17 protein-coding genes are annotated in these 23,499 nt (G+C 66.3%); 11 read left to right on the plus strand and 6 right to left on the minus strand.

Annotated features, from left to right (window positions below; all coding sequences use genetic code 11):
- Window positions 1–136: 136 nt before the first annotated feature.
- Together OPIT5_07030 and OPIT5_07035 are read left to right on the plus strand one after the other, a co-directional pair.
- The gene (locus OPIT5_07030) at window positions 137–1,585 is read left to right on the plus strand and encodes an argininosuccinate lyase (GenBank protein AHF90008.1); all 1,449 of its coding nucleotides are present in this window, start codon (window positions 137–139) and stop codon (window positions 1,583–1,585) included.
- A 229-nt stretch (window positions 1,586–1,814) separates the two neighbouring features.
- The gene (locus tag OPIT5_07035) at window positions 1,815–3,665 is read left to right on the plus strand and encodes a DNA mismatch repair protein MutL (GenBank protein AHF90009.1); all 1,851 of its coding nucleotides are present in this window, start codon (window positions 1,815–1,817) and stop codon (window positions 3,663–3,665) included.
- Here the strand turns inward: OPIT5_07035 and OPIT5_07040 are convergent.
- Together OPIT5_07040 and OPIT5_07045 are read right to left on the minus strand one after the other, a co-directional pair.
- Window positions 3,643–5,343, minus strand: a complete 1,701-nt coding sequence (locus tag OPIT5_07040; protein ID AHF90010.1) for a hypothetical protein — start codon at window positions 5,341–5,343, stop codon at window positions 3,643–3,645. The two genes, OPIT5_07035 and OPIT5_07040, sit on opposite strands and share 23 nt — an antisense overlap.
- 82 nt (window positions 5,344–5,425) lie before the next feature.
- On the minus strand, window positions 5,426–6,346 hold the full coding sequence (locus tag OPIT5_07045; protein AHF90011.1) for an AraC family transcriptional regulator: 921 nt from the start codon (window positions 6,344–6,346) through the stop codon (window positions 5,426–5,428).
- An 81-nt stretch (window positions 6,347–6,427) separates the two neighbouring features.
- On the opposite strand from OPIT5_07045, the gene OPIT5_07050 reads away from it, so the two are divergent.
- The 5 genes from OPIT5_07050 to OPIT5_07070 all read left to right on the plus strand — a co-directional run bounded on the left by OPIT5_07050 (window position 6,428) and on the right by OPIT5_07070 (window position 13,402).
- The gene (locus OPIT5_07050) at window positions 6,428–8,407 is read left to right on the plus strand and encodes a glucosamine-6-phosphate deaminase (protein ID AHF90012.1); all 1,980 of its coding nucleotides are present in this window, start codon (window positions 6,428–6,430) and stop codon (window positions 8,405–8,407) included.
- Between the two features lie 243 nt (window positions 8,408–8,650).
- Window positions 8,651–10,081 carry a transcriptional regulator gene (locus OPIT5_07055; GenBank protein ID AHF90013.1) on the plus strand — a complete coding sequence of 477 codons (1,431 nt, stop codon included), beginning with the start codon at window positions 8,651–8,653 and terminating at the stop codon, window positions 10,079–10,081.
- A gap of 122 nt (window positions 10,082–10,203) precedes the next feature.
- Entirely contained in the window at window positions 10,204–11,073 is an 870-nt protein-coding gene (locus OPIT5_07060) for a GlcNAc-PI de-N-acetylase (protein ID AHF90014.1), read from the plus strand.
- Between the two features lie 230 nt (window positions 11,074–11,303).
- Window positions 11,304–12,077, plus strand: a complete 774-nt coding sequence (locus OPIT5_07065) for a hypothetical protein (GenBank protein AHF90015.1) — start codon at window positions 11,304–11,306, stop codon at window positions 12,075–12,077.
- Entirely contained in the window at window positions 12,074–13,402 is a 1,329-nt protein-coding gene (locus OPIT5_07070) for an exodeoxyribonuclease VII large subunit (protein ID AHF90016.1), read from the plus strand. Before OPIT5_07065 ends, OPIT5_07070 begins: the two co-directional genes overlap by 4 nt.
- 55 nt (window positions 13,403–13,457) lie before the next feature.
- Here OPIT5_07070 and OPIT5_07075 read toward each other — a convergent pair whose 3' ends face one another.
- A complete protein-coding gene (locus OPIT5_07075; GenBank protein ID AHF90017.1) occupies window positions 13,458–14,075 on the minus strand; it encodes an alkyl hydroperoxide reductase in 618 nt (205 codons plus the stop codon).
- A gap of 122 nt (window positions 14,076–14,197) precedes the next feature.
- On the opposite strand from OPIT5_07075, the gene OPIT5_07080 reads away from it, so the two are divergent.
- The 4 genes from OPIT5_07080 (at window position 14,198) to OPIT5_07095 (ending at window position 19,610) form a co-directional block, all read left to right on the plus strand.
- Entirely contained in the window at window positions 14,198–14,290 is a 93-nt protein-coding gene (locus tag OPIT5_07080) for a hypothetical protein (GenBank protein ID AHF90018.1), read from the plus strand.
- A gap of 14 nt (window positions 14,291–14,304) precedes the next feature.
- Window positions 14,305–15,843: a carboxypeptidase gene (locus OPIT5_07085; protein ID AHF90019.1), complete on the plus strand. Its 1,539-nt coding sequence runs from the start codon at window positions 14,305–14,307 to the stop codon at window positions 15,841–15,843.
- Window positions 15,844–16,111: 268 nt separating this feature from the next.
- A complete protein-coding gene (locus tag OPIT5_07090; protein ID AHF90020.1) occupies window positions 16,112–18,466 on the plus strand; it encodes a glycosyl hydrolase family 39 in 2,355 nt (784 codons plus the stop codon).
- A gap of 61 nt (window positions 18,467–18,527) precedes the next feature.
- Entirely contained in the window at window positions 18,528–19,610 is a 1,083-nt protein-coding gene (locus tag OPIT5_07095; GenBank protein ID AHF90021.1) for a LacI family transcriptional regulator, read from the plus strand.
- Here OPIT5_07095 and OPIT5_07100 read toward each other — a convergent pair.
- From OPIT5_07100 to OPIT5_07110, 3 genes are all read right to left on the minus strand, one after another.
- Window positions 19,559–21,676, minus strand: a complete 2,118-nt coding sequence (locus OPIT5_07100; GenBank protein AHF90022.1) for a 9-O-acetylesterase — start codon at window positions 21,674–21,676, stop codon at window positions 19,559–19,561. The two genes, OPIT5_07095 and OPIT5_07100, sit on opposite strands and share 52 nt — an antisense overlap.
- Before the next feature lie 79 nt (window positions 21,677–21,755).
- A complete protein-coding gene (locus tag OPIT5_07105) occupies window positions 21,756–22,460 on the minus strand; it encodes a hypothetical protein (protein AHF90023.1) in 705 nt (234 codons plus the stop codon).
- A gap of 131 nt (window positions 22,461–22,591) precedes the next feature.
- Entirely contained in the window at window positions 22,592–23,335 is a 744-nt protein-coding gene (locus OPIT5_07110) for an N-terminal cleavage protein (protein ID AHF90024.1), read from the minus strand.
- Window positions 23,336–23,499: the final 164 nt, after the last annotated feature.

The following is a 23,499-nucleotide window of genomic DNA, read 5'->3' on the forward strand; positions in this document are numbered from 1 at the left end:
GCGAGGCGTGTTGCGCCTCGTCGCAGCGGCAGGAATGCCGCCGCTCCCCCCCCAATGCCTTTCGCATTGCGCGCCCGCCCTGCGCCCGCGAGCGTTTCCGCTTCCAGACAACGCACCACCAGACATGGCAACACACATGGCGAAAAACATGGCGAAAAAAAATCCGGCCGGAAAAACGGCCAAAACCTCAGCCAAATCCCAGGCCACCTGGGGCGGACGCTTCTCGTCCGGCCCCGCCGAGCTGATGCTCCGTTTCAGCGAATCGGTTTCCTTCGACCACCGCCTCGCCCCCTTTGACATCGCCGGCAGCAAGGCCCACTCCGCCATGCTCGCCCACGTCGGCCTGATCACGGCCAGGGAACGCGACGCCATCCACGCCGGCCTCGACGCCGTCCTCCACGAAATCCAGGCCGGCAAGTTCGCCTGGAACACGCAGCTCGAGGACGTGCACATGAACATCGAGCAGGCCCTCACCGCCCGCGTGCCCGCCGCCGCCAAACTCCACACCGCCCGCAGCCGCAACGACCAGGTGGCCACCGACATGCGCCTCTGGTTCAAATATTCCTGCGCCGCCCTCGGCGAAAGGATCGTCCAGGCCCAGCGCGCCCTCCTCTCCCTCGCCCGTCGCGACGGCGACGTGCTCATCCCCGGCTACACCCACCTCCAGCGCGCCCAGCCCGTCGCCCTCGCCCATCACCTCTTCGCCTGGATGGAAATGCTCCAGCGCGACCGCGAACGCTTCGCCGTCGTCGCCGACCACGCCAACTGGTCTCCCCTCGGCTCCGGCGCCATCGCCGGCACCACCCTGCCCATCGACCGCGAATACACCGCGCAAAAGCTCGGCTTCGTCGACGCCAAAGGCCGCCCGCGCGTCACGCAAAACTCCATGGACACCGTCGCCGACCGCGACCTCTTCATCGAGTATGCCACCGCCTGCGCCCTCTTCGGCGTCCATTGCTCGCGCATCGCCGAGGACCTCATTCTCTGGGCCAGCGCCGAGTTCCGTTTCGCCGACCTGCCCGACGCCTTTTGTACCGGTTCCTCGCTCATGCCGCAGAAAAAAAACCCCGATTCCTGCGAACTCCTCCGCGGCAAGTCCGCCCGCCTCCAGGGCAACCTCCACACCCTCCTCACCCTCGCGAAGGGCCTCCCGCTCACCTACAACCGCGACCTCCAGGAAGACAAGCCGCCCGTCTTCGACAGCCACGACCAGACCGCCCTCTGCGCCGACGTTCTCGCCGGCACCCTCGCCGGCACGCGCATCAACCGTGACGCCTGCGCCGCCGCCGTCGCCGATCCCGCGCTCCTCGCCACCGACCTCGCCGACTACCTCGTCGACCGCGGCGTCCCCTTCCGCGAAGCCCACCACGCCGTCGGCGCCGTCGTCAAACTCGCCGAGAAACTGAAACTCCCGCTCAACGAGCTCCCCACGGCCGAAGTGAAAAAACTCCATCCCGGCTACGGCGACGACTGGGCCACGGTTTTCGATCTCGAACGCGCCATGAACAAACGCCGCGGCACCGGCATGCCCGGCCCCGCGCAGATCAAGAAACAACTCGCCCGCTGGAATAAAACCCTCGCCTGAAAAACCATCACGGAAACCTTGAGCGGGCCGAGTTAAAACCGAAAGAAGTGAACCACAGAGACACCGAGACACAGAGAATCGGACCACAGAGAAAAAACATAACTCTCTGTGTGCCCTCTGTGTCTCGGTGTCTCTGTGGTTCACTTTCCGGGAAACATTTTCGCCCGCACAGGCGCGCCGGTATCGGTCCGTCCTCTGCTACCCCCGTTTCCGTGTTTCCGTGATTAATATGAAACCCGTCCGCCGGCTCCCCGACCGCGTCGCCAACCAGATCGCCGCCGGCGAGGTGATCGAACGCCCCGCCGCCGTCGTCAAGGAGCTCGTCGAAAACGCCCTCGACGCCGGCGCCACCCGCGTCGAGGTGGAGTTTGCCCACGGCGGCCGCGCCCTCATGCGCATCGAGGACAACGGCCACGGCATGACGCGCGACGACGCCCTCCTCTCCATCGAACGCCACGCCACCAGCAAGATCTCCGCCGCCGACGACCTCAACCGCCTCGGCTCCTTCGGTTTTCGCGGCGAGGCGCTCCCCTCCATCGCCAGCGTATCCCGCTTCACATTACAGACGCGCCCCGCCGCCAGCGACGCCGGCACGGAGATCCTCGTCAACGGCGGCCGCCTCGTCCACGTCCGCGAATGCGGACGCGCCACCGGCACGCGCATCGAGGTCGCCCAGCTCTTCAACTCCGTCCCCGCCCGCCGCAAGTTCCTCAAGACCGACGCCACCGAATCCGCGCACATCATCGCCTGCGTGCGCCTCTACGCCCTGGCCTTCCCCTCGGTCTCGTTCACCCTGATCGAAAACGGCCGCGTCATCTTCCGCTCGCCCGAGTGCCCCGATCTCCGCGACCGCGTCGCCGAGATTTTCGGCAACCAGCTCGCCGAGACGCTCATTCCCGTCAATCTCCACCAGGACGGCATGGAGCTGCGCGGCCTCATCGCCCGTCCCGGCGGCGCCGGCCGCGCCACGCGCCACGAGATGATCACCTTCGTCAACCAGCGTCCCGTCGACAACCGCACGCTCGCCTACGCGCTGATCGAGAGCTACCACGACTCGCTCCCGAAAGGCCGCTATCCGGCGGCGTTTCTCTTCCTCGACATCGACCCCGCGCTCGTGGACGTCAACGTCCACCCGGCCAAACGCGAGGTGCGTTTCCGCAGCGAACCGCAGGTGCGCGGTTTCGTCATCCGCGGCATCCTGCAAACCCTCCGTGAACTCTCCACGCCGCCCGCCCCGCCGCCCCTATCTCCCCTGTCTCCCACACCTCCCCTTTCTCCCCTCTCACCGCCCCTCCCGCAACTCCGCACCGCTGCCACGCCGGCGGCAGTCTCCGGGCATGGGAGCTATGGGACAGAGGAGACACCGGGGACACATGCTCCGGCTGCCGCTGCCCGGATGCCTTCTCTTCCGCGGCCGGCAGACTCGCCTACGCCCACACCGCCGCCACTCTCCGGCTCCGGACCGCTCCCCCCCTCCCCCCCTCCCCGGTTGCCGACACCGGCGGCCACGGCCTGGCGCTACATCGGGCTGGCTCACGGCACCTATGCGCTCTTCGAAACCGCCGCCGGCCTCGTCCTCCTCGATCGCCGCGCCGCGCAGGAACGCATCCTTTTCGAGCGGATCGAAAAACAGTTTGCCGACCACACCGTGGCCACGCAGCGCCTGCTCCTTCCCATCCCGCTCGAACTCGATCCCGTCGCCAGCGCGCTCCTCACCGACCGTCTGAAATTCCTCGCCGGACACGGCTTCGAGGTCGCCGAATTCGGCCGCAATTTTTTCCGCATCGAGGGCATTCCCGACTGGATGGACCCCGCCGCCGCGTCGCCCTTCCTGCGCGACCTGCTCGGCGCCCTGCGCGACGGACAACTCCCCGAGCGCGACCTCGCCGCCGCCCGCCAATTTCTCACCCGCCTCTCCGCCGCCCGCGCCGTGCGCCTCGCCGAGACCCCCTCTGCTGCCGAGATGCAGACGCTCGTCGCGCAACTCTTCGCCTGCGCGGCCCCGCACACCAGCCCCGCCGGCCGCCCCACCCACGTCGAGCTCACGCACGGCGAACTCAACCGCCGCTTCCAGCGGTAACGGCCTTCGCGTTCGGCCCGGCCTCCACTGCCGCCTCCGATAACAAGGGCGACGATCCCGGCGGATGCAGCACCAGCGCGCGCAACCGCCCCGCTTCCTCCAGATAACCTCCTTCACGCCGCAACGCCGCATCGAGCAGCGCCGTCGCCGCCGCCGGCTCGCCGATCTCGTACAAGCGCAGGGCACACGCCGTCGCTCCCTGCGAAGCATACTGGTCGCTTTTCCAGTCAAAATCACCCGGCTTCACGTCCGCCGCCGACCGTTTTCCCGAAAGCACCTCCTGCGCGACCCGGTAGGCCTTGCGGTTCGTTTTCAGCGCAACGATCGCTTCGCGCGCCTGGCCGGCCGCAGCCGCATCGCCTTCGAGCAAGGCGGCCTCGTAGAGCGTGATCTTCCCGATCAGATTGTGAGGCCGGCTGCGATCGAACTTCATCGCGAGCGCGCGGGCTCGAGGGAAATCCCGCAACGCGATGCTCACGCGGCATTGCTCGGCCACCTCGTCCATCGACCGGATCGAATCCACCGGCGCCGCCATATCCCGCGCGCCCGCGCTCCCCGCGTACTCGCGCGCCAGACCGTGGCTCAGGTAAAACAGCGTCAGCCAGCGATTCGACGCCCGGTCCCGTGCCAGCTCCGCGTACCGCTTCTCCGCCTCGTCCAGGCGTCCCTGTTGTTCGATGATTTCAATGGAAACGAATTCCTGCCGCAGACCCGACTTTTCCAGCCAGACCCCGTAATTTTCCCGGCCATTCCAGTTGCCGAAACTGGCCATCGGGCCGATTTCGCCGAGAAGTTGCCGGGCCCGTTTCCAGTCGCCCGTCAGGCCGGCCGCGTAACAGAAACGCGACTGGATCGGGAATCGTTTGGCCGCCGGGGTTTTTTCCAGCCACGCCTCATAACCGCACACCATGCGGGCGTAGTCCGGCCGGTGCAGGGAGACAAACTTGTCCTCTTCACAATACGCCGCCCAACCGAGCAATTGCGCATAAAGAATGTCGCCATCGGCGCCGCCAAGTTTGTCCGCCGCTTCGGCGGCATAACGCGCGAGATCGCCCGGCTCGCCAAACCAGCGGGGCAAAAGGTAATTGCCGACAAGGCTGTAAGCCGGACCAAACCCCGGCTCGATCCCCGTCATCCTGTCCGCGAGCCACCGCACCTCCTCCAGATACTTCCCTTCCGGCGCCTTGATATAAGCCTCCAGGTAGATTCCGTAGAGCGCCGTTCTTGCCGCTTCCGGCGCCGCCGCCAGCAATTCCAGCGCCCTGTCCCTGCGTTCCGCAAAGAGTTTCCAGCCTTCCTCCGACACGGTGCTGCTGTACCCTTGCCCGCGCGCCTTCCAGGCATGCTCCTGATAAAACGCCACCTGCGCCAGCCGGGCAGGCACCGATTCGGGACGCGCCTCCACCCACCTTTCCAGCGCCTCCCTCCGCTTCTGCCACTCGGCTTCGCTCTTCGTTTCGCTCGGGAAAAATCCCTTGAAATAATCGGTCAGCTCCGGACGGGAATCGGTGATCGCAAACGGGCCGGCGGCGACCTTCGCATAAAGCGCGTCGAGTTCGTCATACCTTGCATCCGCCAGAAGCTGGCCCGCCTGCCGGCTGGCGGATTGCGCGGAAACCACCGCGGTCAAACATGCCAACAGGAGGGAAAAGACCATGCCAAGGTAGCAGTAACGCATGGCACTACAGGATCGCATCTTTCCCGTCTCCGGCAAGGGCAAACCCTTCTCCGGAACTCCCTCGTCACCATGCTCTCCCCGCTCACGCGCGTCCCACCACCTGCTTGCGGTATCCGCGCGGCGGCAGGCCGGTGGCCTGGCGGAAACTCCGGCTGAAGGCGTAGATCGTCTCGAACCCGCACTCCCGCGCCACCGACGACACGCTGGCTCCCGGTTCGCGCAGCAACGCCATCGCCCGCGCCATCCGCCGCTCCCGCAAATACCGGCCCAGGCTCAGCGACGTCTCCTCGCGAAACACCCGCCGCAGGTGGCTTTCGGAAAACCCGAGCTCCGTCGCCAGCGCCTTCACGCTGTGCATCCGCCCCGGCGCCGCCGCCAGCCGGGCGTTCACGCGGTTGAGCGTGGACGACGCCATCGCCCGCGCCGCCGCACCCGCCCCGGCCCCTGCCCGCGCCGCCATTCCCGACGCCGCCCCGGTCCCGCCCAGCAGGCACAGCAGCAACGCCAGCTCCCCGCCCGCCTTCCGCGCCGCACCCGCATCGCTCCGCGCCTCCGGCCATGCCGCCAGCAACCGCTCCACGCATCCCCACCCCTCCTCCGGCACCGTCCGCCATTCGTCGCGCCACGCCGCCAGCCATGCCGGCGGGGCCAGCTCGAACGTCACGAACACCCAGCACACGCGGTCCGCCGCCACATCGCGGTAGTGGTGAAACTGATGCGGATGCACCAGCAGCGCCTCGCCCGGCCTCCCCGGCAGGAGCGACTGGTCCACGCACGCCGTCGCCTCCGTCCGCAGGTTGAGGATCAGCACGTGACGGTGGTGGTGATGCTGCCGCCGTGTCGTCGAACCATGGAAAAGCTGCCGCCGCCGCGTGCGTGCGAAGACGACAAGGTTGTCCGGCTGCGGCAGTTCGCGCACCGCCGCCCCCGCGTAATAATCCCGCGGCAACGGCAACGCGGCGGCGCGCCCGGCAAGTTTTTTCAGGACAGGGGAGACCGGCATGACATTCCTGTGATCGTTTTTGGCAAATTTATCATCGTTTCGGCCATTTCAGGCAATAACCGATTGCGCTACACTGTCGCCATGATCGTCAACCATCTGCTGACACCGTCCCGATTCGAGCGCGCCCCGGTAGCGGTCTTCGCCAGCAGCCTCGACGCCTCGCGCGCCGTGGCCGCGGAGGTGGCCGCGCTCATCCGCGCCCGGCAGAAGGAAGGCCGGAAAGCCGTGCTCGGCCTGGCCACCGGCTCCTCGCCGATCAGCTTTTACGCCGAACTCGTCCGCCTCCACCGCGAGGAAGGCCTGGGCTTCGAAAACGTCATCTCCTTCAACCTCGACGAATACCTCGGCCTGCCCCCCGACCATCCGCAGAGCTACCGGCATTTCATGCAGTCGCACCTGTTCGACCACGTGAACATCGCCCCGGAAAACACCCACGTGCCCGACGGCATGGCCCCGCGCTCCGAAACCGACGCCCGCTGTCGCGCCTGGGAGGACGCCATCCGCGCCGCCGGCGGCATCGATTTCCAGATTCTCGGCATCGGCCGCACCGGCCACATCGGTTTCAACGAACCCGGCAGCCACCGCGGCTCCCGCACCCGGCTGGTCACCCTCGACCCCGTCACCCGCCGCGACGCCGCCGGCGACTTCGGCGGCGAGGAACACACCCCGCGCTACGCCGTCAGCATGGGCGTGCGCACCATCCTCGAAGCCCGCCGCATCGTCCTCATGGCCTGGGGCCAGCACAAGGCCGGCATCGTCCGCGAGGCCGTCGAGGGCGAGGTCACCATGCAGGTCACCGCCTCCTTCCTCCAGGAGCACGACAACGCCCTCTTCGTCCTCGACGAGGCCGCCGCCGGCGCCCTCACCCGCAACCGCACGCCCTGGCTCGCCGGCCCGCTCGAGGACCAGGGCCTGGCGTGGGACGACCGCATGACGCGCCGCGCCCTCCTCTGGCTCGCCCGCACCCGCGGCAAGGCCATCCTCAAGCTCACCGACGACGATTACAACGAGACCGGCCTCCAGGACCTCCTGCAAAAACACGGCTCCGCCTACGAGGCCAACCTCGTCGGCTTTTACCAGATGCAGGACACCATCACCGGCTGGCCCGGCGGACGCGACCCCGCCCGCGCCCGCCGCGGCAACGCCCCCGTGCGCCCGCTCCGCGCCTCCTCCGCCGGCGTATTCCCCAAGCGGATACTCGTCCTCTCGCCCCATCCCGACGACGACGTCATCTCCATGGGCGGCACCCTCTGCCGCCTCGTCGAGCACGGCCACGAGGTCCATGTCGGCTACCTCGTCTCCGGCTCCACCTCCGTCTCCGACGAAACCCTCTGGCGTTTCCTCCTCTTCACCCGCGACTCCGGCCTGCTCGCCGGCGACGGTTCCGCCGCCGGCCAGGCGCAGGCCCTCATCGCCGAATTCGAGAAAAACGGCGCCCTCACGCCCTCGCCCGAAGTCGCCCGCCGGAAAGCGCTCGTGCGCCGCAACGAGACCCGGGCCGCCGCCCGCGTCTGCGGCCTGCCCGAGGAGCGCCAGCACTTCCTCAACCTGCCGTTCTACGAAAACACCGCCGTCCGCCGCCGCACGCTCGCCCACGAGGACATCGAGGGCGTCCGCCGGCTCCTCGCCGACGTGAAGCCGCACCTGATCTTCGCCGCCGGCGATCTCGACGACCCGCACGGCACGCATCGGCTCTGCCTGCGCGCCCTCCGCGACGCCCTCGCCACCAGCGCCGGCACCGGCGAGCCCTGGGTGGGCGGGACCGAACTCTGGCTCTACCGCGGCGCCTGGACCGACTGGGAACTCGACGAGATCGACATGGCCGTGCCGCTCAGCCCGAGCGAGGTCCTTCGCCGCCGCGCCGCGATTTTCCGCCACGAAACGCAAAAGGACCAGGCGCTCTTCCTCGGCAACGACCGCCGCGAATTCTGGCAACGCACCGAGGACCGCAGCCGCGCCCTCGCCGTCGCCTACAACCAGATCGGCCTCGCCGAATACGAAGCCATCGAAGCCTTCAAACGCTATTCCCCCGCCGACCTCATCGGCCTCGCCGGACTGTAAGCCAAACCGTTTAGAACAGAAGATAACGAAGATATTCCGGTTCCAGTAACCCGTCCTGTATCCGGAACCTTTTTTCCAAAACAGAAAATGTCTCTTTCGCCCAATCCCCCGCCGGCTTCCCGCGAATCTTCGTTCCCTTCGTTATCTTCTGTTCAATTTTTCATTCCCTTTATCACAAGCTGATTCCCGAGATCCACCGGCCCGCCGGGTCATCGGGCTTCTGTTCAAAAAGACTTCTGTCGCATGCCAGCCACGCTTCCCGTCTCCATCCCGCCCGAACTCCGTCCTCCGCTCGATCCCGGGTTCGTGCCCGCCGTTCTCTGGAACCGCGCCTACCGCGCCCTCGTCGCCACCGACCCCGGCGCGCGGCCGGTCACGCTCGCGCTCGTCCGCGCCGACGGCAGCGCCTCGCTCCACCGCGACCGCCTCCTTCGCGCCACGCATCCGGCCGCGGAGCTCACCCTCCGCTACGTCGAGCGCCTCCTCAAATTCCTCCTCTGGCAACGCGGCGGCTGCCGCATCCTCATCCACGGCGCCGGTGACATCGCCGCCGCGCTCGCCCGCATCTACGCCCCCGGCGGCGCCCGCGCCTTCGACCACACCATGATGGGCGAAAAAATCTACGGACAACCTTTCCGCGTCGAGGCCGTCGCCGACGAGAGTGACCTCCCCTCCGACGCCACCGCCTCGCTTCCCGTCGGCCGCAATCTCGACGGCTGCCGCATCGGCTTCGATCTCGGCGGCAGCGACCGCAAGGCCGCCGCGCTCGTCGACGGCAAGGTTGTCTTCTCCGAAGAGATTCCCTGGGACCCGTACTTCCAGAAAGACCCCGCTTATCACATCGAGGGCGTCCATGACTCGCTCGCCCGCGCCGCCGCGCATCTCCCCCGCGTGGATGCCATCGGGGGAAGCGCGGCCGGCGTCTACGTGAACAACGAGGTGCGCGTCGCCTCGCTCTTCCGCGGCGTGCCGGCCGATGCGTTCGAAAAACACATCCGCCGCATGTTCTTCACGCTTCAGGAACGCTGGGGCGGCGTCCCCTTCGAGGTCGTCAACGACGGCGAAGTCACCGCGCTGGCCGGCTCCCTCTCGATGAACGACAACGCCGTGCTCGGCATCTCCCTGGGCACCAGCATGGCTGCCGGCTACGTGACACCCGCCGGCAACATCACGCCCTGGCTCAACGAACTCGCCTTCGCCCCCGTCGATTACCGCGACGACGCTCCCCGCGACGAATGGTCGGGCGACGCCGGCTGCGGCGTGCAGTATTTTTCCCAGCAGGGCATCAACCGCCTCGCCCTCCTCGCCGGTTTCGACTTTGCCGAAACCCTCCCCCTCCCCGAACGCCTCGTCGAGGTGCAGCGCGCCCTCGCCGCCGGCGACGCCCGCGCCCGCGCCGTGTTCGAAACCGTCGGCACCTGCTTCGGGTATTCGATCGCTCACTACGCGGAATTTTACGACTTGCGCAATCTCCTCATCCTCGGCCGTGTGACCTCCGGGGAAGGCGGCGAAATCATCATCGACCGCGCGATCAAAACCCTCCGTGCCGGGTTCCCCGACCTCGCCGAAAAAATCCGCCTCCGCACGCCCGACGAAAAGGACAAGCGCCACGGCCAGGCCATCGCCGCCGCCAGCCTGCCGGCGCTGCGCGCCGGAGTAGTTGGCAGTTTGTGATTGGAAGTTGGTCGCAAGCGTCATCCCGATCTCCTTCCGTGCTCCGGCATCCGCTGCCCACTACAAATTTCAAACTGCAACTCCCAACTTCCAACTCCCAACTTCAAAATCCCAACTTCCCTATGAAATTCTCCCGTACCGACGCCGACATCTTCGTCCCCGAATCCGCCGCGGCCAACGCCGCGCCGCTCACGCCCGAGGCCGCGCTGGCCCGCACCACCCACCTTTGCGTGGCCGCGCACCAGGACGACATCGAGATCATGGCCTGGCATGGCATCGCCGAATGCTTCGGCCGCTCCGACCGCTGGTTCAGCGGCGTGGTCGTCACCAACGGCGCCGGCAGTCCGCGCTCGGGCCTCTACGGCCAGTACGACGACACCGCCATGCAGGCGATCCGCCGCCAGGAGCAGCGCAAGGCCGCCTACGTCGGCGACTACAGCATCCAGTTGCAACTCGCCCATCCCAGCTCGGCCGTGAAGGACAAAACCAACGCCGACGTCCAGGCCGACCTCGCCACCCTCTTCGAAACCGCCGACGCGGAGGTCGTCTACCTGCACCAGCCCGCCGACAAGCACGACACGCATATCGGCGTCCTCGCGCACGCGCTGCGTGCCCTGCGCGCGCTTCCCGCGGACAAACGCCCGCAGCGCGTCCTCGGCTGCGAAGTGTGGCGCGACCTCGACTGGATGCTCGACACCGACAAGCAGGTGCTCGACGCCGGCCGGTATCCCAACGTCGCCGCCGCCGCCGTCGGCGTGTTCGATTCGCAGATTTCCGGCGGCAAGCGCTACGACCTCGCCACGGCCGGCCGCCGGCTGGCGCACGCCACCTACCACACCTCGCACGCCACCGACGCCTTCCAGGGCATCAACTGGGCGATGGACCTCACCCCGCTCGTCGCCGACCCGTCGCTCGATATCGCCGCGTACACGCAGGCGTACATCGACCGCTTCGCCGCCGACGTCCGCGACCGCCTGGCCAGGTTTGCGTGATCGCCCGGCGTGGCATGGGCATCCTGCCCGTGTGGCGCGGGCGTCTCGCCCGCCGACGGCGAAGCCGCCGGATCGACGTGGCACGGGCTTCCAGCCCGTGAGCGTTGCCTCTCCGCAGCAGTCGGGCGGGGAGCAGCGCCACGCGCCGTCCACGGGCAAGGATGCCCGTGCCACTTGCACCCCCGCCCTTGACGTCGCCACCGCCGCCCGGACACCCTCGGCAGCGTCGCATGACTCACGCTGTCTTCACCCGCCGCAAACGGCTTTTTGCCATCGTCCTCGCCCTCCTTTCCGTTGTCGGGCTCGGCGCGGCTGCGGTCGCCTGGCGGCTGTGGGGGCCGGAGATCGCGGGGCTGTTTCACGAAAGCGTGGCCTGGGTACGCTCGCTCGGAGCGTTTCCCTACTTCACCGCGATGGCTATCCTGCCCGCCCTGGGCATGCCGATCAGCATTTTCAATCTCTCGGCCGGCCCGCTGTTCGGTCCCGTCATCGGACTGCCCCGGGTGCTCGTCTTCGCAGCGACAAGTCTCGGGATCAACGTCGCGCTCGGTTATGTCGTGGCGCGCTGGCTGCTCCGCCCGTGGGCGATCCGGCTCTGCACCTGGCTCGGCTACCACCTTCCCGAAGTGCGCGGCGAAGGCAGCACCAGCCTGATCATGCTCGTCCGGTTTACCCCCGGTCCGCCCTACGCGCTCCAGAGCCTCCTGCTCGGCGTGGCCGCCGTGCCGTTCTGGCCCTACTTCTTCATCTCCTGGGTGGCGACCTGCTCGTTTGCGTTTGCCCTCATCATCTTTGGCGACGCCCTCGTCAAGGGACGCGGCGGCATGGCGCTGTTCGGCATCAGCCTGCTCGTGGCGCTCACCGTCGGCATCCGTATCCTCCGCAAACAGATCAGCGCCCGCCGCCTCAAACGCGAACACGGCGCGGCCGGCGCAACGGCGGCCACATCCGGCACCGCCGCCGCCGTCATCACCGGCAACGACACGCCACCCCCGACGCCATGAATCCGTTCCGTCCCGCCAACCCGTCAGGCACACCCGCCGCCGGCGGCCTCTTCGACGACGCCGCCGAGGGCAACGCCCGCGCCGAAAGCGTCACCGAATTCACCCGCCGCGTGAAGGCCCTCCTCGAATCGCAGCTGCGCGCCGGCTGGGTTCGCGGCGAAGTATCCAATCTCCGGTTACAATCCAGCGGACACGCCTACTTCTCGCTCAAGGACGCGGGCGCGCAGCTTTCCGCCGTGATGTTTCGCGGCGACGCCGCCCGGCAATCCGTCAGGCTGCGCGACGGCATGCAGGTCGTCGTTTTCGGGCAGGTCAGCGTTTACGAGGCGCGCGGCCAGTACCAGCTCATCGTGCGGCTCGTGGTCGAGGACGGCGTCGGGAAACTCCAGCGCGAGTTCGAGGCGCTGAAACGCAAGCTCGCCGACGAGGGCCTCTTTAATACCGACCGCAAACGGCCCGTGCCGGCGCTGCCGCGGACGGTCGGCTTCATCACCTCGCCGACCGGCGCGGCGGTGCAGGATTTTTGCCGCATCCTCACGCGCCGCGGCTGGCGCGGGCGCGTGGTCGTGCTGCCCGCGCGCGTGCAGGGCGAGGGCGCGGCGGCGGACATGATCGCGATGCTCGACGAGGCCGCGCGCCTCGGGATATTCGACCTGCTCGTGATCGGCCGCGGCGGCGGCAGCATCGAGGACCTGTGGGCGTTCAACGAGGAACCGCTCGTGCGCGCCGTGGCCGCCTGCCCGGTGCCGGTCATTTCGGCGGTGGGGCACGAGATCGATTTCACGCTGTGCGACTTCGCCGCCGACGTGCGCGCCGAGACGCCGAGCGGCGCGGCTGAACTGATTTCGAGCGGTTTCGTGAAAGCGCTGGAGCGCTGCGAACGCCTCGCCGAAGACCTGCACCACCACATCGACACCGCCATCGAGGACGCCACGCGGCTGCTCGATCACGCACGCACGCGCCTGCGGCTGCTCGCGCCGTCGGCGCAGGTGGAGCGCGGTTTCCTGCGCATCGACGATCTTTCCAACCGCCTCCAGGCTGCGCTGGCCGACGCCGTGCGCGGACACCGCCAGCGTTTTACGGAGGTGCAGGCGGCGTTGCGCGAACGTTCGCCGGAGCGACGCGTGGAGATCGAGTCGCACCGGTTGCTCGGCCTCTGGAAGCGGTTGCAGGCGGCCAGCCCCGATTCGGTGCTCAACCGCGGCTTCGTGATCCTGAGCGACGAAACCACCGGCCAGCCCGTGCAACGCCGCGCCCAGCTAAAACCCGAAGGCTGCGTGCGCGCCCGCTTCGCCGACGGCGAAGCCCGGCTTTCGGTGGAATGACGACACAAAAAAAGCGCGAACCTCGCGGGCTCGCGCTCTCGTAAACAAACCGGTTTCAGTACTTCACCGAGCAGCCGTACGGCGCGGTGTTGTTCCGGGCGGGAGCTTCGCCGTTCTTCACGGCGGCAAGCGCCTCGACGACGTAGGCCTCGGCCTTGGTGATGTCGCCCGGGTTGGCCGAACGGATGCTGTCGATGCCACCCTGGTACACGAGCACGCCTTCGGAATTGATCACGTAGATGTGCGGAGTGGTCTTGGCGTCGTAGAGCCGGCCGACCTTGCCTTCCGTGTCGCGCAGGTAGGCGGCGGGAGCGGCGCCGGTTTTGGAGGACCACGCCTCGACCTGGGCCTTGTCGTAGTCACCCTGCTTGCCGGGAGCAGCCGAGTTGATCGAGAGCCAGACGATGCCGTCGGCGCTGGCGGTTTTCTGGAGGCCGGGAATGTTGCCACTCTTTTCGTAGTGCTTCACGACGAAGGGGCATTCCGGATTCACCCATTCGAGGACGACGGTCTTGCCCTTCAGGTCGGCGAGTGACCAGTCCTTGCCGTTGATGTCGGTCAGGGTGAAGTCGGGAGCAGGTTGTCCGGACTCGACAGCGGCGAACGTCACGGAACCGAAAACAAGCGCGGCAAGGGCCGCGCCGGAGCGGAGGAGTTTGGAGAGGTGTTTCATAGTGGTGAACGAATAAGGGGGCGAAGATAATCGTTCCGGCTCCCGGCGCCAGTCGTCCGGGCAGTTTTCCGGACAGTCCAGGCTCGTGCCCGGACCGCATACCCGCTTTGTTCCTCCCCATCATGCTCATGCGACTCACTACCCGCGAACGCCACGCCTTGCTGGTCATCGCCGCGCTGGTTGTCCTCGGCACCGTCGGCTGCCTTATTTTCTGATTCTTCAAATTCACGTGAACACCACCGCCCACCCGGCTCCTGCCACCTCTCCTTCCGCCCTCCACGACGCGCTTCTCGCCAGACTGCGCCGCGTCCACCTCCTCGGCACCGTCTCCGGCCTCCTCGGCTGGGACGAGCAGGTCAACCTCCCGGCCGACAGCGCCGACCAGCGCGGCGACCAGATGGCCCTCCTCGCCGAGCTCCAGCACGCCGCCGCCACCGATCCCGAAACCGGCCGCCTGCTCGACGCCCTCGAACGCCAGACCGATGCCCTCGACGCCGACCAGCGCGTGAACGTCCGCGAGGCCCGTCGCGATTACGACCGCGCCGCCCGCCTCCCCGCCGACCTCGTCGCCGAAAAGGCCCGCCTCACCAGCGCCGCCTACCACGCCTGGGCCGGCGCGCGGGAAGACAACAACTTCCCCGCCTTCGCCCCGTTTCTCGAAAAACACCTCGACCTCGCCCGCCGCGAGGCCGACGTCCTCGGCTTCGGCCAGAAACCCTACGACTACGCCATCGACAAGCACGATCCCGGCATGACGTGCGAACTCACCGCCGCCCTCTTCGCCGACCTGAAAACCGGCCTCGTCCCTCTCGTGCAGCGGCTCGACGCCTCGCCCGCCGCCCGCGCTGCCGCCGGCATCGAGGCGCGCCTCACCGGCTTCGACACCGCCGCGCAGCAAACCTTCCTGACCGAAGTCACCACCGCCATCGGCTTCAACTACCGGCGCGGCCGCATCGACGTGTCGCTGCATCCTTTCTGCGAAGGCGCCGGCGCGGACATCCGCATGACCACCCGTTTCCACGAGGACAAGCCGCTCGACGCCCTGTTTTCCGCGATCCACGAGACCGGCCACGGGCTCTACGAGCAGGGCCTGCCGCTCCCGCTACAAGGCACCCCGCTCGGCCAGGCCGCCGGCATGGCCGTCCATGAATCGCAAAGCCGCCTGTGGGAAAACCAGGTCGCGCGCAGCCGCGCCTTCTGGCGTCACTTCGAGCCGGGCTACCGCGAGCACTTCCCCCGACAGCTCGCCAGCGTTTCCCCGGAAGACCTCTACCGCGCCATCAATTCCGTAGCGCCCACGCTGATACGCGTCGAGTCCGACGAGGTTCACTACAACCTCCACATCCTGCTCCGCTTCGAGCTGGAGCGCCGCCTTTTCTCGCAAAAACTCGCCGTCCGCGACCTGCCCGAAGCCTGGCGCGCCTTGGCGAAAGAACTCCTCGGCCTCACGCCGGAGACGGATCGCGAAGGCGTGCTGCAGGACATCCACTGGAGCGGCGGCGCGTTCGGGTATTTTCCCAGCTACTGCCTCGGCAACATGATCGCCGCCCAGCTCTGGGCCACCGTGCGGGCGGCGCTGCCCGGTCTCGAGGACGACTTTACCCGCGGCGATTTCAGCCGCCTGCTCGGCTGGCTGCGGGAAAATATCCATGCCCACGGCCGCCGTTTCACCGCGCCCGAACTCGTCCGCCACGTCACCGGCACGGACCTCTCGCCCGCGCCGCTGCTCGCGTATCTGGAAGAGCGTTACGGCAGTCTGTATCTATAACCGGACAAAATGCTTAACCGCTAAAGGACGCTGAAGGACGCTAAAACCGGATCGGGAACGGATAGCTTCATCTCCGTGCGGAGTAGTTACAAAAACCCGCACTTCCCGTTCCTTGCGGTCCGGGTAACGTGCCTGGCGTCATGCTACGTTAGCACGACACACGGCTGGCCGGGAGACCGACGGCATCCGAATATCCCGCAATGCATTTCCCCGACCGCCTTTGCCCGTCCGGTTTCCCTTTGGCCCAAACCACGCGGACTGAAAAACGATGAAACCTGTAAAAACCATCCTGCCTGGCCTGTTTTTTTTCTGCGTCGGCCCTCTCTCCGGTTTCTGCGCGGGTATCCAGTCCCCGGCCGAATTCCACCAGGATTTCCCGGCGTCCAGTGCCGCCGACGGAAACATCGACACCTGGGCCCGCCCTCGCACATCGGGCCGCACCCCGGCAGACGATCCCCGGGTGGACTACGTGCTGACCTTCGACCAGCCGACGACCATCAACCGCATCCGTTTTTTTCAACATCCCCATGCCTTTGCAACCGCCTACCGGATTGTCGGAAGAACCCGTGCCGACTCCGCCGTCTTCGACCGCGTACTGGTGACGGTGGACGATCCGCGCACTCCCGCCGGCGAGTGGGTCGAGCACCGGGTGCCGGACACCGGGCTGGTCGCGCTGAAACTGGAAACGGAAGCCGGGTTTGCCGAACGTGACATCCCTTACCCCGCCATCGCCGAATTCCAGGCAGACCGGATCGACCCCGAAAACGTCAAAGACGCAGAACCCGCCCTGTCCGCCTCCGTAGCGCTGGACGAGGTGCTGGCAATCAACGGCGTATCCCGCATCCATGACACGATGTTTTCCGTGTGCAACATCACCGGAGGAAAGGAGTTCGTCAGAAAATACATCGAGCCGCTCAACCTCGGCGTGATTCCGGTATGGACAGAGGATTTCATGAGCACCCTGCCGGTTCCCGAGGACCCCCTGGCTCCGGGAAAATTCGACCGCCAGTTTTTCGAAAGTGAAGCCTTCGGACGCGCCTTCGCCGGAAAACGCTCCGGACTGGACTCGGTGGGCGAAGCCGGTGCGTTCGCCAACATGTCTCTGGTCAAGGCGCCGGCCTGGATGAGACGAAACGACTTCAGGAGTACCGGCACCGGGCGCTTCAAAACCGAGACCCGGTTTTTTCCGCCCATGGATCCGGCGGAATGGGGCGAACTCGCCGGACACACGCTCAAGGCCATCAACGACCACACCGGCGGCCTCGTCAAATGGGCCTACATCTGGAACGAGCCCAACGCCGAACGTTACCTCCCGGTGCCGTGGCGCGAAAAATCCCGGACCTATATGGAGCTTTTCAAGGCCGCCGTGCCGCCGATCAAGCGGCTCAACCCCGGCATCAAGGTGGGTGGTCCCGTGATCACCGGCGGCGGCGTACTGGGCTGGTCGCGCGGCGAGAAAGGCGACGAGGCCAGCTTCTGGGATAGCTGGAGCAAGCGGTTCATCGACGAATGCGGGGCTCTCGCCGATCATTTCGACGCGCACTACTACGGCGTCGATCCGGATTGCCTGAAAGCAGAGGCCAACCTGCTGGCCAACTACGCGCACAACACCCTGGGACGCCCCTTTCCCATCGCCGGCAGCGAGAGCAACGTCATCCTTCGGGTCGCGAAGCAGGTGGACCCGGTTGCGGGCCGCTGGCGGTATGTAACCGTCAACTACGCCGACATGCTGCTCAGCGCCCTCGACCTGCCCGACCGGATCGAGTCGCTCTCGTATTTCTACATCACAGACTGGAAAGGATTTTTCGGCCTCTTCACCGACGGCGACCTGGAGCCCAATCCCGTTTACCGGTTCTATTACCTGCTCCGTCATCTCCGTGGCGAAAGGCTGCCGGGTGAAAGCGGAAGCGACCGGGTTAACCTGGTGGCGGCCCGCAACGGCGGCCGGTTCAACATCGTGATGCAAAACAAGCGGGGCTCCCGGCAAACCGTGAACCTCACGCTCGCCGGTCTCCCTGTCTCAAACCACAACGGAACCGTGGACCTGGAGCGCCTCGAATACGATCCGGCGACGCGAATGGTCGCCCTGACCGGCACACCTGTTCCGGTCGATAACGGGCGCGTGCATTTCAGGATGGAGCCTTACGGCATGTATTCCATAACGGGTGACACCGGCTCCGCCCTTCCAGCCAAGGCGGTGCGCTCCCGCAAGGATTATTATGGCGATTCCGTTTTTCAGGAGCTGCCCGCCGTCGATGTCACCGGCGACGCCCCGCCACTCGTGCTGAAGGTGTCCCTTCCGGACCGCTTCAGGCAGGCCGAAAAATCCATCCTGAAGCTGTCGGTCGGAGGCATTCCCTACGCCCGGCCCCGCCGGATTGTGGACCGGAGAGTGCCTCTTGTCGTGAGGATCAACGGACAGTCTCACCGTGTATTGGCCACCAATTACAACGAAATCGAACTGCCCGTGAATCTGCTGAAGGCTGACAACACAATCGAGGTTTCGCGCGATCCCGAGGCCATCCGGGTGAAAGACGATCCGCGCATCGTGAGTTCCGAAAAGATCTGGATCCTGTCCGTCTCGCTGGAACTGCGCACGGAGGAAGAAAAAAGTTCCGGTTAGCCGAGCGTATCTCTTCCGGTCCCGGGTCACCGGATAACGGCTTGCCATGGGATGCCTGTACATGGGCTATCGACGCATGAAATTCAGCAAGCGTGTAACGATGGCCCAGGTCGCGCAGGCCGCCAACGTTCATGTCATGACGGTTTCCCGCGCACTGAGAAACAGCCCGTCGCTACCGCCGGAAACCCGCGAGCGTATCAAAAAAATCGCCGACAGGCTCGGCTACCGTCCTGACGCCGCACTCTCTCAACTGATGACGCGGGTACGCGCCAGCCAGTTCACCGCCAACGAGACCATCGCCTGGATCACGACCGGGCCCGCCGCGGATGCGTGGCGCGAAAACTCGGCCTCGATCGCGTTTTATCAGGGCGCGAAGGCGCACGGCGAACCGCTCGGCTACCGGCTGGAAGAATTCTGGCTGGATGCGCCGGGGATGAACGGCGCGCGCCTCGGCCGCATCCTGCGCCATCGCGGCATCCGCGGCGTCCTCGTCTCCCCGCTCGATCGCGTAGGCCATCCGCTCGGGCTCGACTGGGAACACTTCGCCGCCGCCACCTGCGGCGGTTATACACTGACGACGCCCGATCTGCACCGCGCCTGCTGCCATCACCTGCACGCGGCGCGGACGGCGTTCCAGGCGTTGCACCGCCTGGGTTACAAACGCGTGGGCATGGCGATGTCGGAGATCAATCACCGGCGCATCGCCGGGTTGTGGCTGGCGGGGGCGCTCCTCGAGCAGCGGGAGTTGCCGCCCGCACGGCGCGTCCCTCCGCTCGTGGCTGTCCGCTGGGACGCAGCCTCGTTGCTGCGGTGGTACAGACGCCACCAACCTGACGCCGTGATCTCGTTCGACAAGGCTTGCGACTGGTTGCGCGAGGCGGGCGTGGACGTGCCCGGCGCGTGCGGATTCGCGTTGCTCGACATCACAAAACCGGGCTTCGCGAGCGTGGACGAACAGCGCCAGGATGTGGGGGCCGCGGCGCTGGATCTCGTGATCGAACAACTCAATCTCAACCGGCGCGGTCTGCCCGACAAACCGAAGATCGTGCTCGTCGAGTGCAAATGGCGCGAGGGCTCCACCGCGCCGGGCCTTCAGTCCGTATCGGTGCGGAAAGGACAGGCGGGGAAACCGGCGGCATTGTAGAGATTGCACGTCGGATTGGAAAACCAGGCGTAGCGCACGGCCTGCGGCTTCGGCACGCGGGGAGAGGAAACCACCACCGTGTCACCGTCGATCCGGGCATCGGCCCACTCCCATTTTTCGCCGGGGGCTCCGCGGATGAGAAAACCTTCGAGCTGGCTTTCGGGGCTGTTGCGCCCGAGAGGCTTCGTCACCCGTTTCGGCACGCTGGCGTAAAGGTATTCGGCAGGAACCGGGCGGGCGACGAGTCCGCCGCCGACGTGAGCGAAACGGACACGGATCGCGGAGCCTTCGACCTGCATCGAATCATGGACGGGGCCGGAATATTCCACCCGCTTGCCGTAGTCGTGTGCGAGGGCGAGGGCGGCGAGCCGGGCGCCAGCCTCGCGCTTGCTTTGCGGGTGGATGTCACCGGGCTCGCCGGCGTCGATGAGCACGGCCTGGCCGGTGCGGGGAAGTTTCAAGGTGAGCGTCTGCGCCTCGCGGATGCCGGCCCAGCCGGGGGAGGCGTTGGCGTTGTCGGTCTTGGCCTGGAAATTCGGCAACTGGCACCAGTAGAAGGAAAGCGGCGGCGTGGACTCCGCCGCCGCGAAATCCGCCCAGCGGGCGCGCCAGTCGTTGATGAGGAGCGGGAAGGCGGTGCGGTAACGGCCCGGATTGCCCGCGTTGTTTTCACCCTGATACCAGATGAAGCCGCGCAAGCCATAAGGCGCGAGGCCGTGGATCATGGCGTTGTAGAGCGAGGAGGAAACGTTCCACGGACGGAGCGGGGCCTTGAGCGAGCCGGGGCTGGCGTTGCGGGCAGCCGGGGTAAGCGGGGCGAAAGCGCGCTCGGTCTTGAGGAGCCATTCACCGCCGAGCTTTTGCGAACCGGCCGTGAAGTAACTGCCATTGATGCCGGACCCGCCGAGCGGAGCGTAGATGCGGATGGCCAGCGTATGTCGGCCGGCGGTGACGGCGTCGGCCGGGACACGATACGTGCGACGGACATTGAGGCGACGGAATCCGTCGCCATCGAAGGTTTCCAGCGTACGTCCGCCCGCGGGTTTGCCGTCGAGGAATACGGTGTCGATGCCCGCGATCTCATCGAAATCAAGGACCAGGGGCTTGCCTGCGGCAGAAGACGGCACGGTGATCTCGCGACGCACCCAGAGGATGCGTTCGCCGGGAAGTTTTCCCGGGAGTTTGACGGCACTCCAGCCATCGGCGCCGGCGGATGCAGGAAGTGTGGTGAAGGCAGCAAGGTCGGCGGCCGGCGTCGGGCGGTCCTCGCGTCCGTTGGCGGCGAGCCAGGGCCGGAGCGCGGCGAGCCACGCGGCCTTTTTCTCCGGGAATTTCCCGGCAGTCTCGATTTCGGTGACAGCGATCTTGCCGAGCGCCGGATCGGATTTCAGGGCGTCGAGGCTGGTCCAGGCCTCGACGCCGGTGCCGCCCCAACTGGAGTGGATGACGCCGACAGGCGCGCCGAGCTCGGCCTGGAGCTGGCGCGCGAAATAGTACGCGACGGCGGAGAAGCCGGGCGTGGTGTCGGGCGCGGCGACGGTCCACTTGCCGGCCACGTCATCGAGCGGAGTGAGCGAGGTCTGGCGCGCGGCGGTGAAGAAACGCAGGCGGTCGTTGGCCGAGCCGGCAATTTCTTCCCGGGAACCGCTGGAGCTCATGGTGCGGGCCATGTTGGACTGGCCGGAGGCGAGCCAGACTTCGCCAATGAGGACATCGGGGATCGAAAGGGTATTGCCGGCCGTGATGACAAGACGGTGCGGACCGGCGGGAATACGGGCGGCGTCGGAAAGATCGAGGTTCACCCGCCAGCGTCCGTCGGCGCCTGCCGTAGTTGACTTCACGGTACCTGATCCCGCCGGGCCTCCGGACACGCTGGCGTCGAGAGAGACGGTGATTTTCTCGCCCGACGCAGCGCGGCCCCACACGGGCGTCTGGGCGGAGCGCTGCAACACCATGTGTTCGGAAAACACGGAGGGGAGCGTGACGTCGGCGTGCAGGATGTACGGCGCAGCGGCGGTGGCGGCCAGCGAAAGAAGAAGGAGAGTCAGGGTTTTGGAGAAACGCATGGGCAGTCGGGAAAACCGGAAGTAAAATGCAAACGGGCGCCCGCGAGGAGGCGCGCGGACTGCCAACGATTTCAGGCGGTCACCGGCAGATCCGCATCCGGCGGCAGACGATAACCGCAACCAGACCACAGGCCCCGGCAATCACCGCGCAGGCGGAAGGCTCGGGAATGCCGGAAGGCGACACGGTTCCATCGATTTTGAGGTTGTCGAGATAGAGGTATTTGCTGGCGGTTCCGTTCACCTGGGACAGATAAAGCCGCACCGTGAAACGGGTGAGATCGCTGTATTCGAGAATTCCGGTCGTGAAACTTTTCAACGCTGTCGAGTTGACTGGCCCCATGGAAATCGAGCTGCTGAAATTCGTCCCGTCCGTGCTGAATTGGGCTCCGGTATAGATATACAGACCGCTTCCCTCGATCAACGCATCGAAGCTTAATCCGGTGACGCTGAATGTGTATCCGGGCGCGGCAGTGAGCGTGAAATCGATGTAGTTCCCGGCGGTTATTGCCGTTGTCTGGCGATCGGTGAGCGCCGAGCTACGGATTTTCACATACCAGCCGGCTGCGTCGCCCGGACTGTGCCGGATAGTCGCTTCACCTTGCAGACCGGCGTTGCCAAAACCGATATCGGTGGCGGCCAGCGAGGATGGCACTCCGATGGCCTTCCACGCCTCGCTTTCGCTGGTGGTGTAGTCGAATGTATATGACGCCAGTGTGTCGGCGCGGGAAGCAAGCGCGGCCAGGAAAAAGGCCATGCCAAGCGTGAGCAGGTTTTCGGTTTTCATAACGGATTTGTATCTGATTTATGGATATATCAGGGGATGGCCGGACCACGTGCGGTCCGGAAAAGCGCAGGGAGGGACTGGCCGGGGGAGAGGGGGGACGAGATGATTCGGGCGACGCGCGGGTCCGCTCGTTATTGTGGCAAAATCTGTTCTTTTACGATGCCGGAGAGTGCGATCCGCTCGACGTGGCCGTCGAGGAAAGCGGCGTTCAGTTTCTCGCCGTGAACGTTTTTGAGGACGGAGCTCCAGATCTTGATATAGGAACCGTCCCTGGAGGCGAACGCCGGGGCGGCGGTGCCGGAATAACCGTCCCCTGTCGCGAGTTTTTTCGAGGGGCTCTCGATCTCGCTCAGCATGCGATAACGAAAACCGCTGCCGCCAAAAAGCTCCAGATTGATCATGTAACCGTGAGACATCTTGTTGGTCACCGGATCAACCACCTGGGCCGCAGGGCATGAAAAGGGTGCGGCTTTCTGGAAAGCCGGGATCGCCATGGTGCTGCTGTAGCCCAGCAGCGGAGCGAGAGGCCCCAGACGGGAAGTGAAAGCCACGCCGGCAGGCACCTCGGTGCCGTCCCCGATCCCCGGGGGCAGCCGGCCCCGGTTGTCCGCAGCATACATCTGGATGCCGGTGCCGACCTGGCGGAGATTGGAAGCACATTGCGCGGCGCGGGCCTGCGCCCGCACCCGGGCGGCGGTGGGGATGATGATGGCCGCGAGGATTCCGATGATAGCGATGACGGTGAGCAGTTCGATAAGCGTAAATCCGCGACAACCCGGCGCCGGTTTCCCGGGGCAACGCGGAGCCCCGGCGGGAAGCGGAATGATCGGGGAAGGAGTCATGGCGCGGTGGAGAAATTCTGGAGCGGAATGCATGGATTTGATCAGTTTGAGGTATGGCCGGAAAGAATGCGCCGGAGCGCGGTTGACTGGTTCCTTTCTGGTCGGAATGCAGGATTTGGACAGCCTCGCTCCATGCTATCGTAGCATTTGCCTGCGTCGGAGGAGGCACGGTGGGCTTTTTCCTGGTCTTCCCTTTC

Source organism: Opitutaceae bacterium TAV5 (assembly GCA_000242935.3).
GTDB lineage: Bacteria > Verrucomicrobiota > Verrucomicrobiia > Opitutales > Opitutaceae > Geminisphaera.

Excerpts from the sequence above, each read along its gene's own strand:
- OPIT5_07030 (AHF90008.1), top strand. The coding sequence starts at position 137 with ATGGCGAAAAACATGGCGAAAAAAAATCCGGCCGGAAAAACGGCCAAA.
- OPIT5_07095 (AHF90021.1), top strand. The coding sequence starts at position 18,528 with ATGGGCTATCGACGCATGAAATTCAGCAAGCGTGTAACGATGGCCCAG.
- OPIT5_07105 (AHF90023.1), bottom strand. The coding sequence starts at position 22,460 with ATGAAAACCGAAAACCTGCTCACGCTTGGCATGGCCTTTTTCCTGGCC.
- OPIT5_07100 (AHF90022.1), bottom strand. The coding sequence starts at position 21,676 with ATGCGTTTCTCCAAAACCCTGACTCTCCTTCTTCTTTCGCTGGCCGCC.
- OPIT5_07055 (AHF90013.1), top strand. The coding sequence starts at position 8,651 with ATGCCAGCCACGCTTCCCGTCTCCATCCCGCCCGAACTCCGTCCTCCG.
- OPIT5_07080 (AHF90018.1), top strand. The coding sequence starts at position 14,198 with ATGCTCATGCGACTCACTACCCGCGAACGCCACGCCTTGCTGGTCATC.
- OPIT5_07060 (AHF90014.1), top strand. The coding sequence starts at position 10,204 with ATGAAATTCTCCCGTACCGACGCCGACATCTTCGTCCCCGAATCCGCC.
- OPIT5_07045 (AHF90011.1), bottom strand. The coding sequence starts at position 6,346 with ATGCCGGTCTCCCCTGTCCTGAAAAAACTTGCCGGGCGCGCCGCCGCG.
- OPIT5_07070 (AHF90016.1), top strand. The coding sequence starts at position 12,074 with ATGAATCCGTTCCGTCCCGCCAACCCGTCAGGCACACCCGCCGCCGGC.
- OPIT5_07040 (AHF90010.1), bottom strand. The coding sequence starts at position 5,343 with ATGCGTTACTGCTACCTTGGCATGGTCTTTTCCCTCCTGTTGGCATGT.
- OPIT5_07065 (AHF90015.1), top strand. The coding sequence starts at position 11,304 with ATGACTCACGCTGTCTTCACCCGCCGCAAACGGCTTTTTGCCATCGTC.
- OPIT5_07090 (AHF90020.1), top strand. The coding sequence starts at position 16,112 with ATGAAACCTGTAAAAACCATCCTGCCTGGCCTGTTTTTTTTCTGCGTC.
- OPIT5_07050 (AHF90012.1), top strand. The coding sequence starts at position 6,428 with ATGATCGTCAACCATCTGCTGACACCGTCCCGATTCGAGCGCGCCCCG.
- OPIT5_07110 (AHF90024.1), bottom strand. The coding sequence starts at position 23,335 with ATGCATTCCGCTCCAGAATTTCTCCACCGCGCCATGACTCCTTCCCCG.
- OPIT5_07075 (AHF90017.1), bottom strand. The coding sequence starts at position 14,075 with ATGAAACACCTCTCCAAACTCCTCCGCTCCGGCGCGGCCCTTGCCGCG.
- OPIT5_07035 (AHF90009.1), top strand. The coding sequence starts at position 1,815 with ATGAAACCCGTCCGCCGGCTCCCCGACCGCGTCGCCAACCAGATCGCC.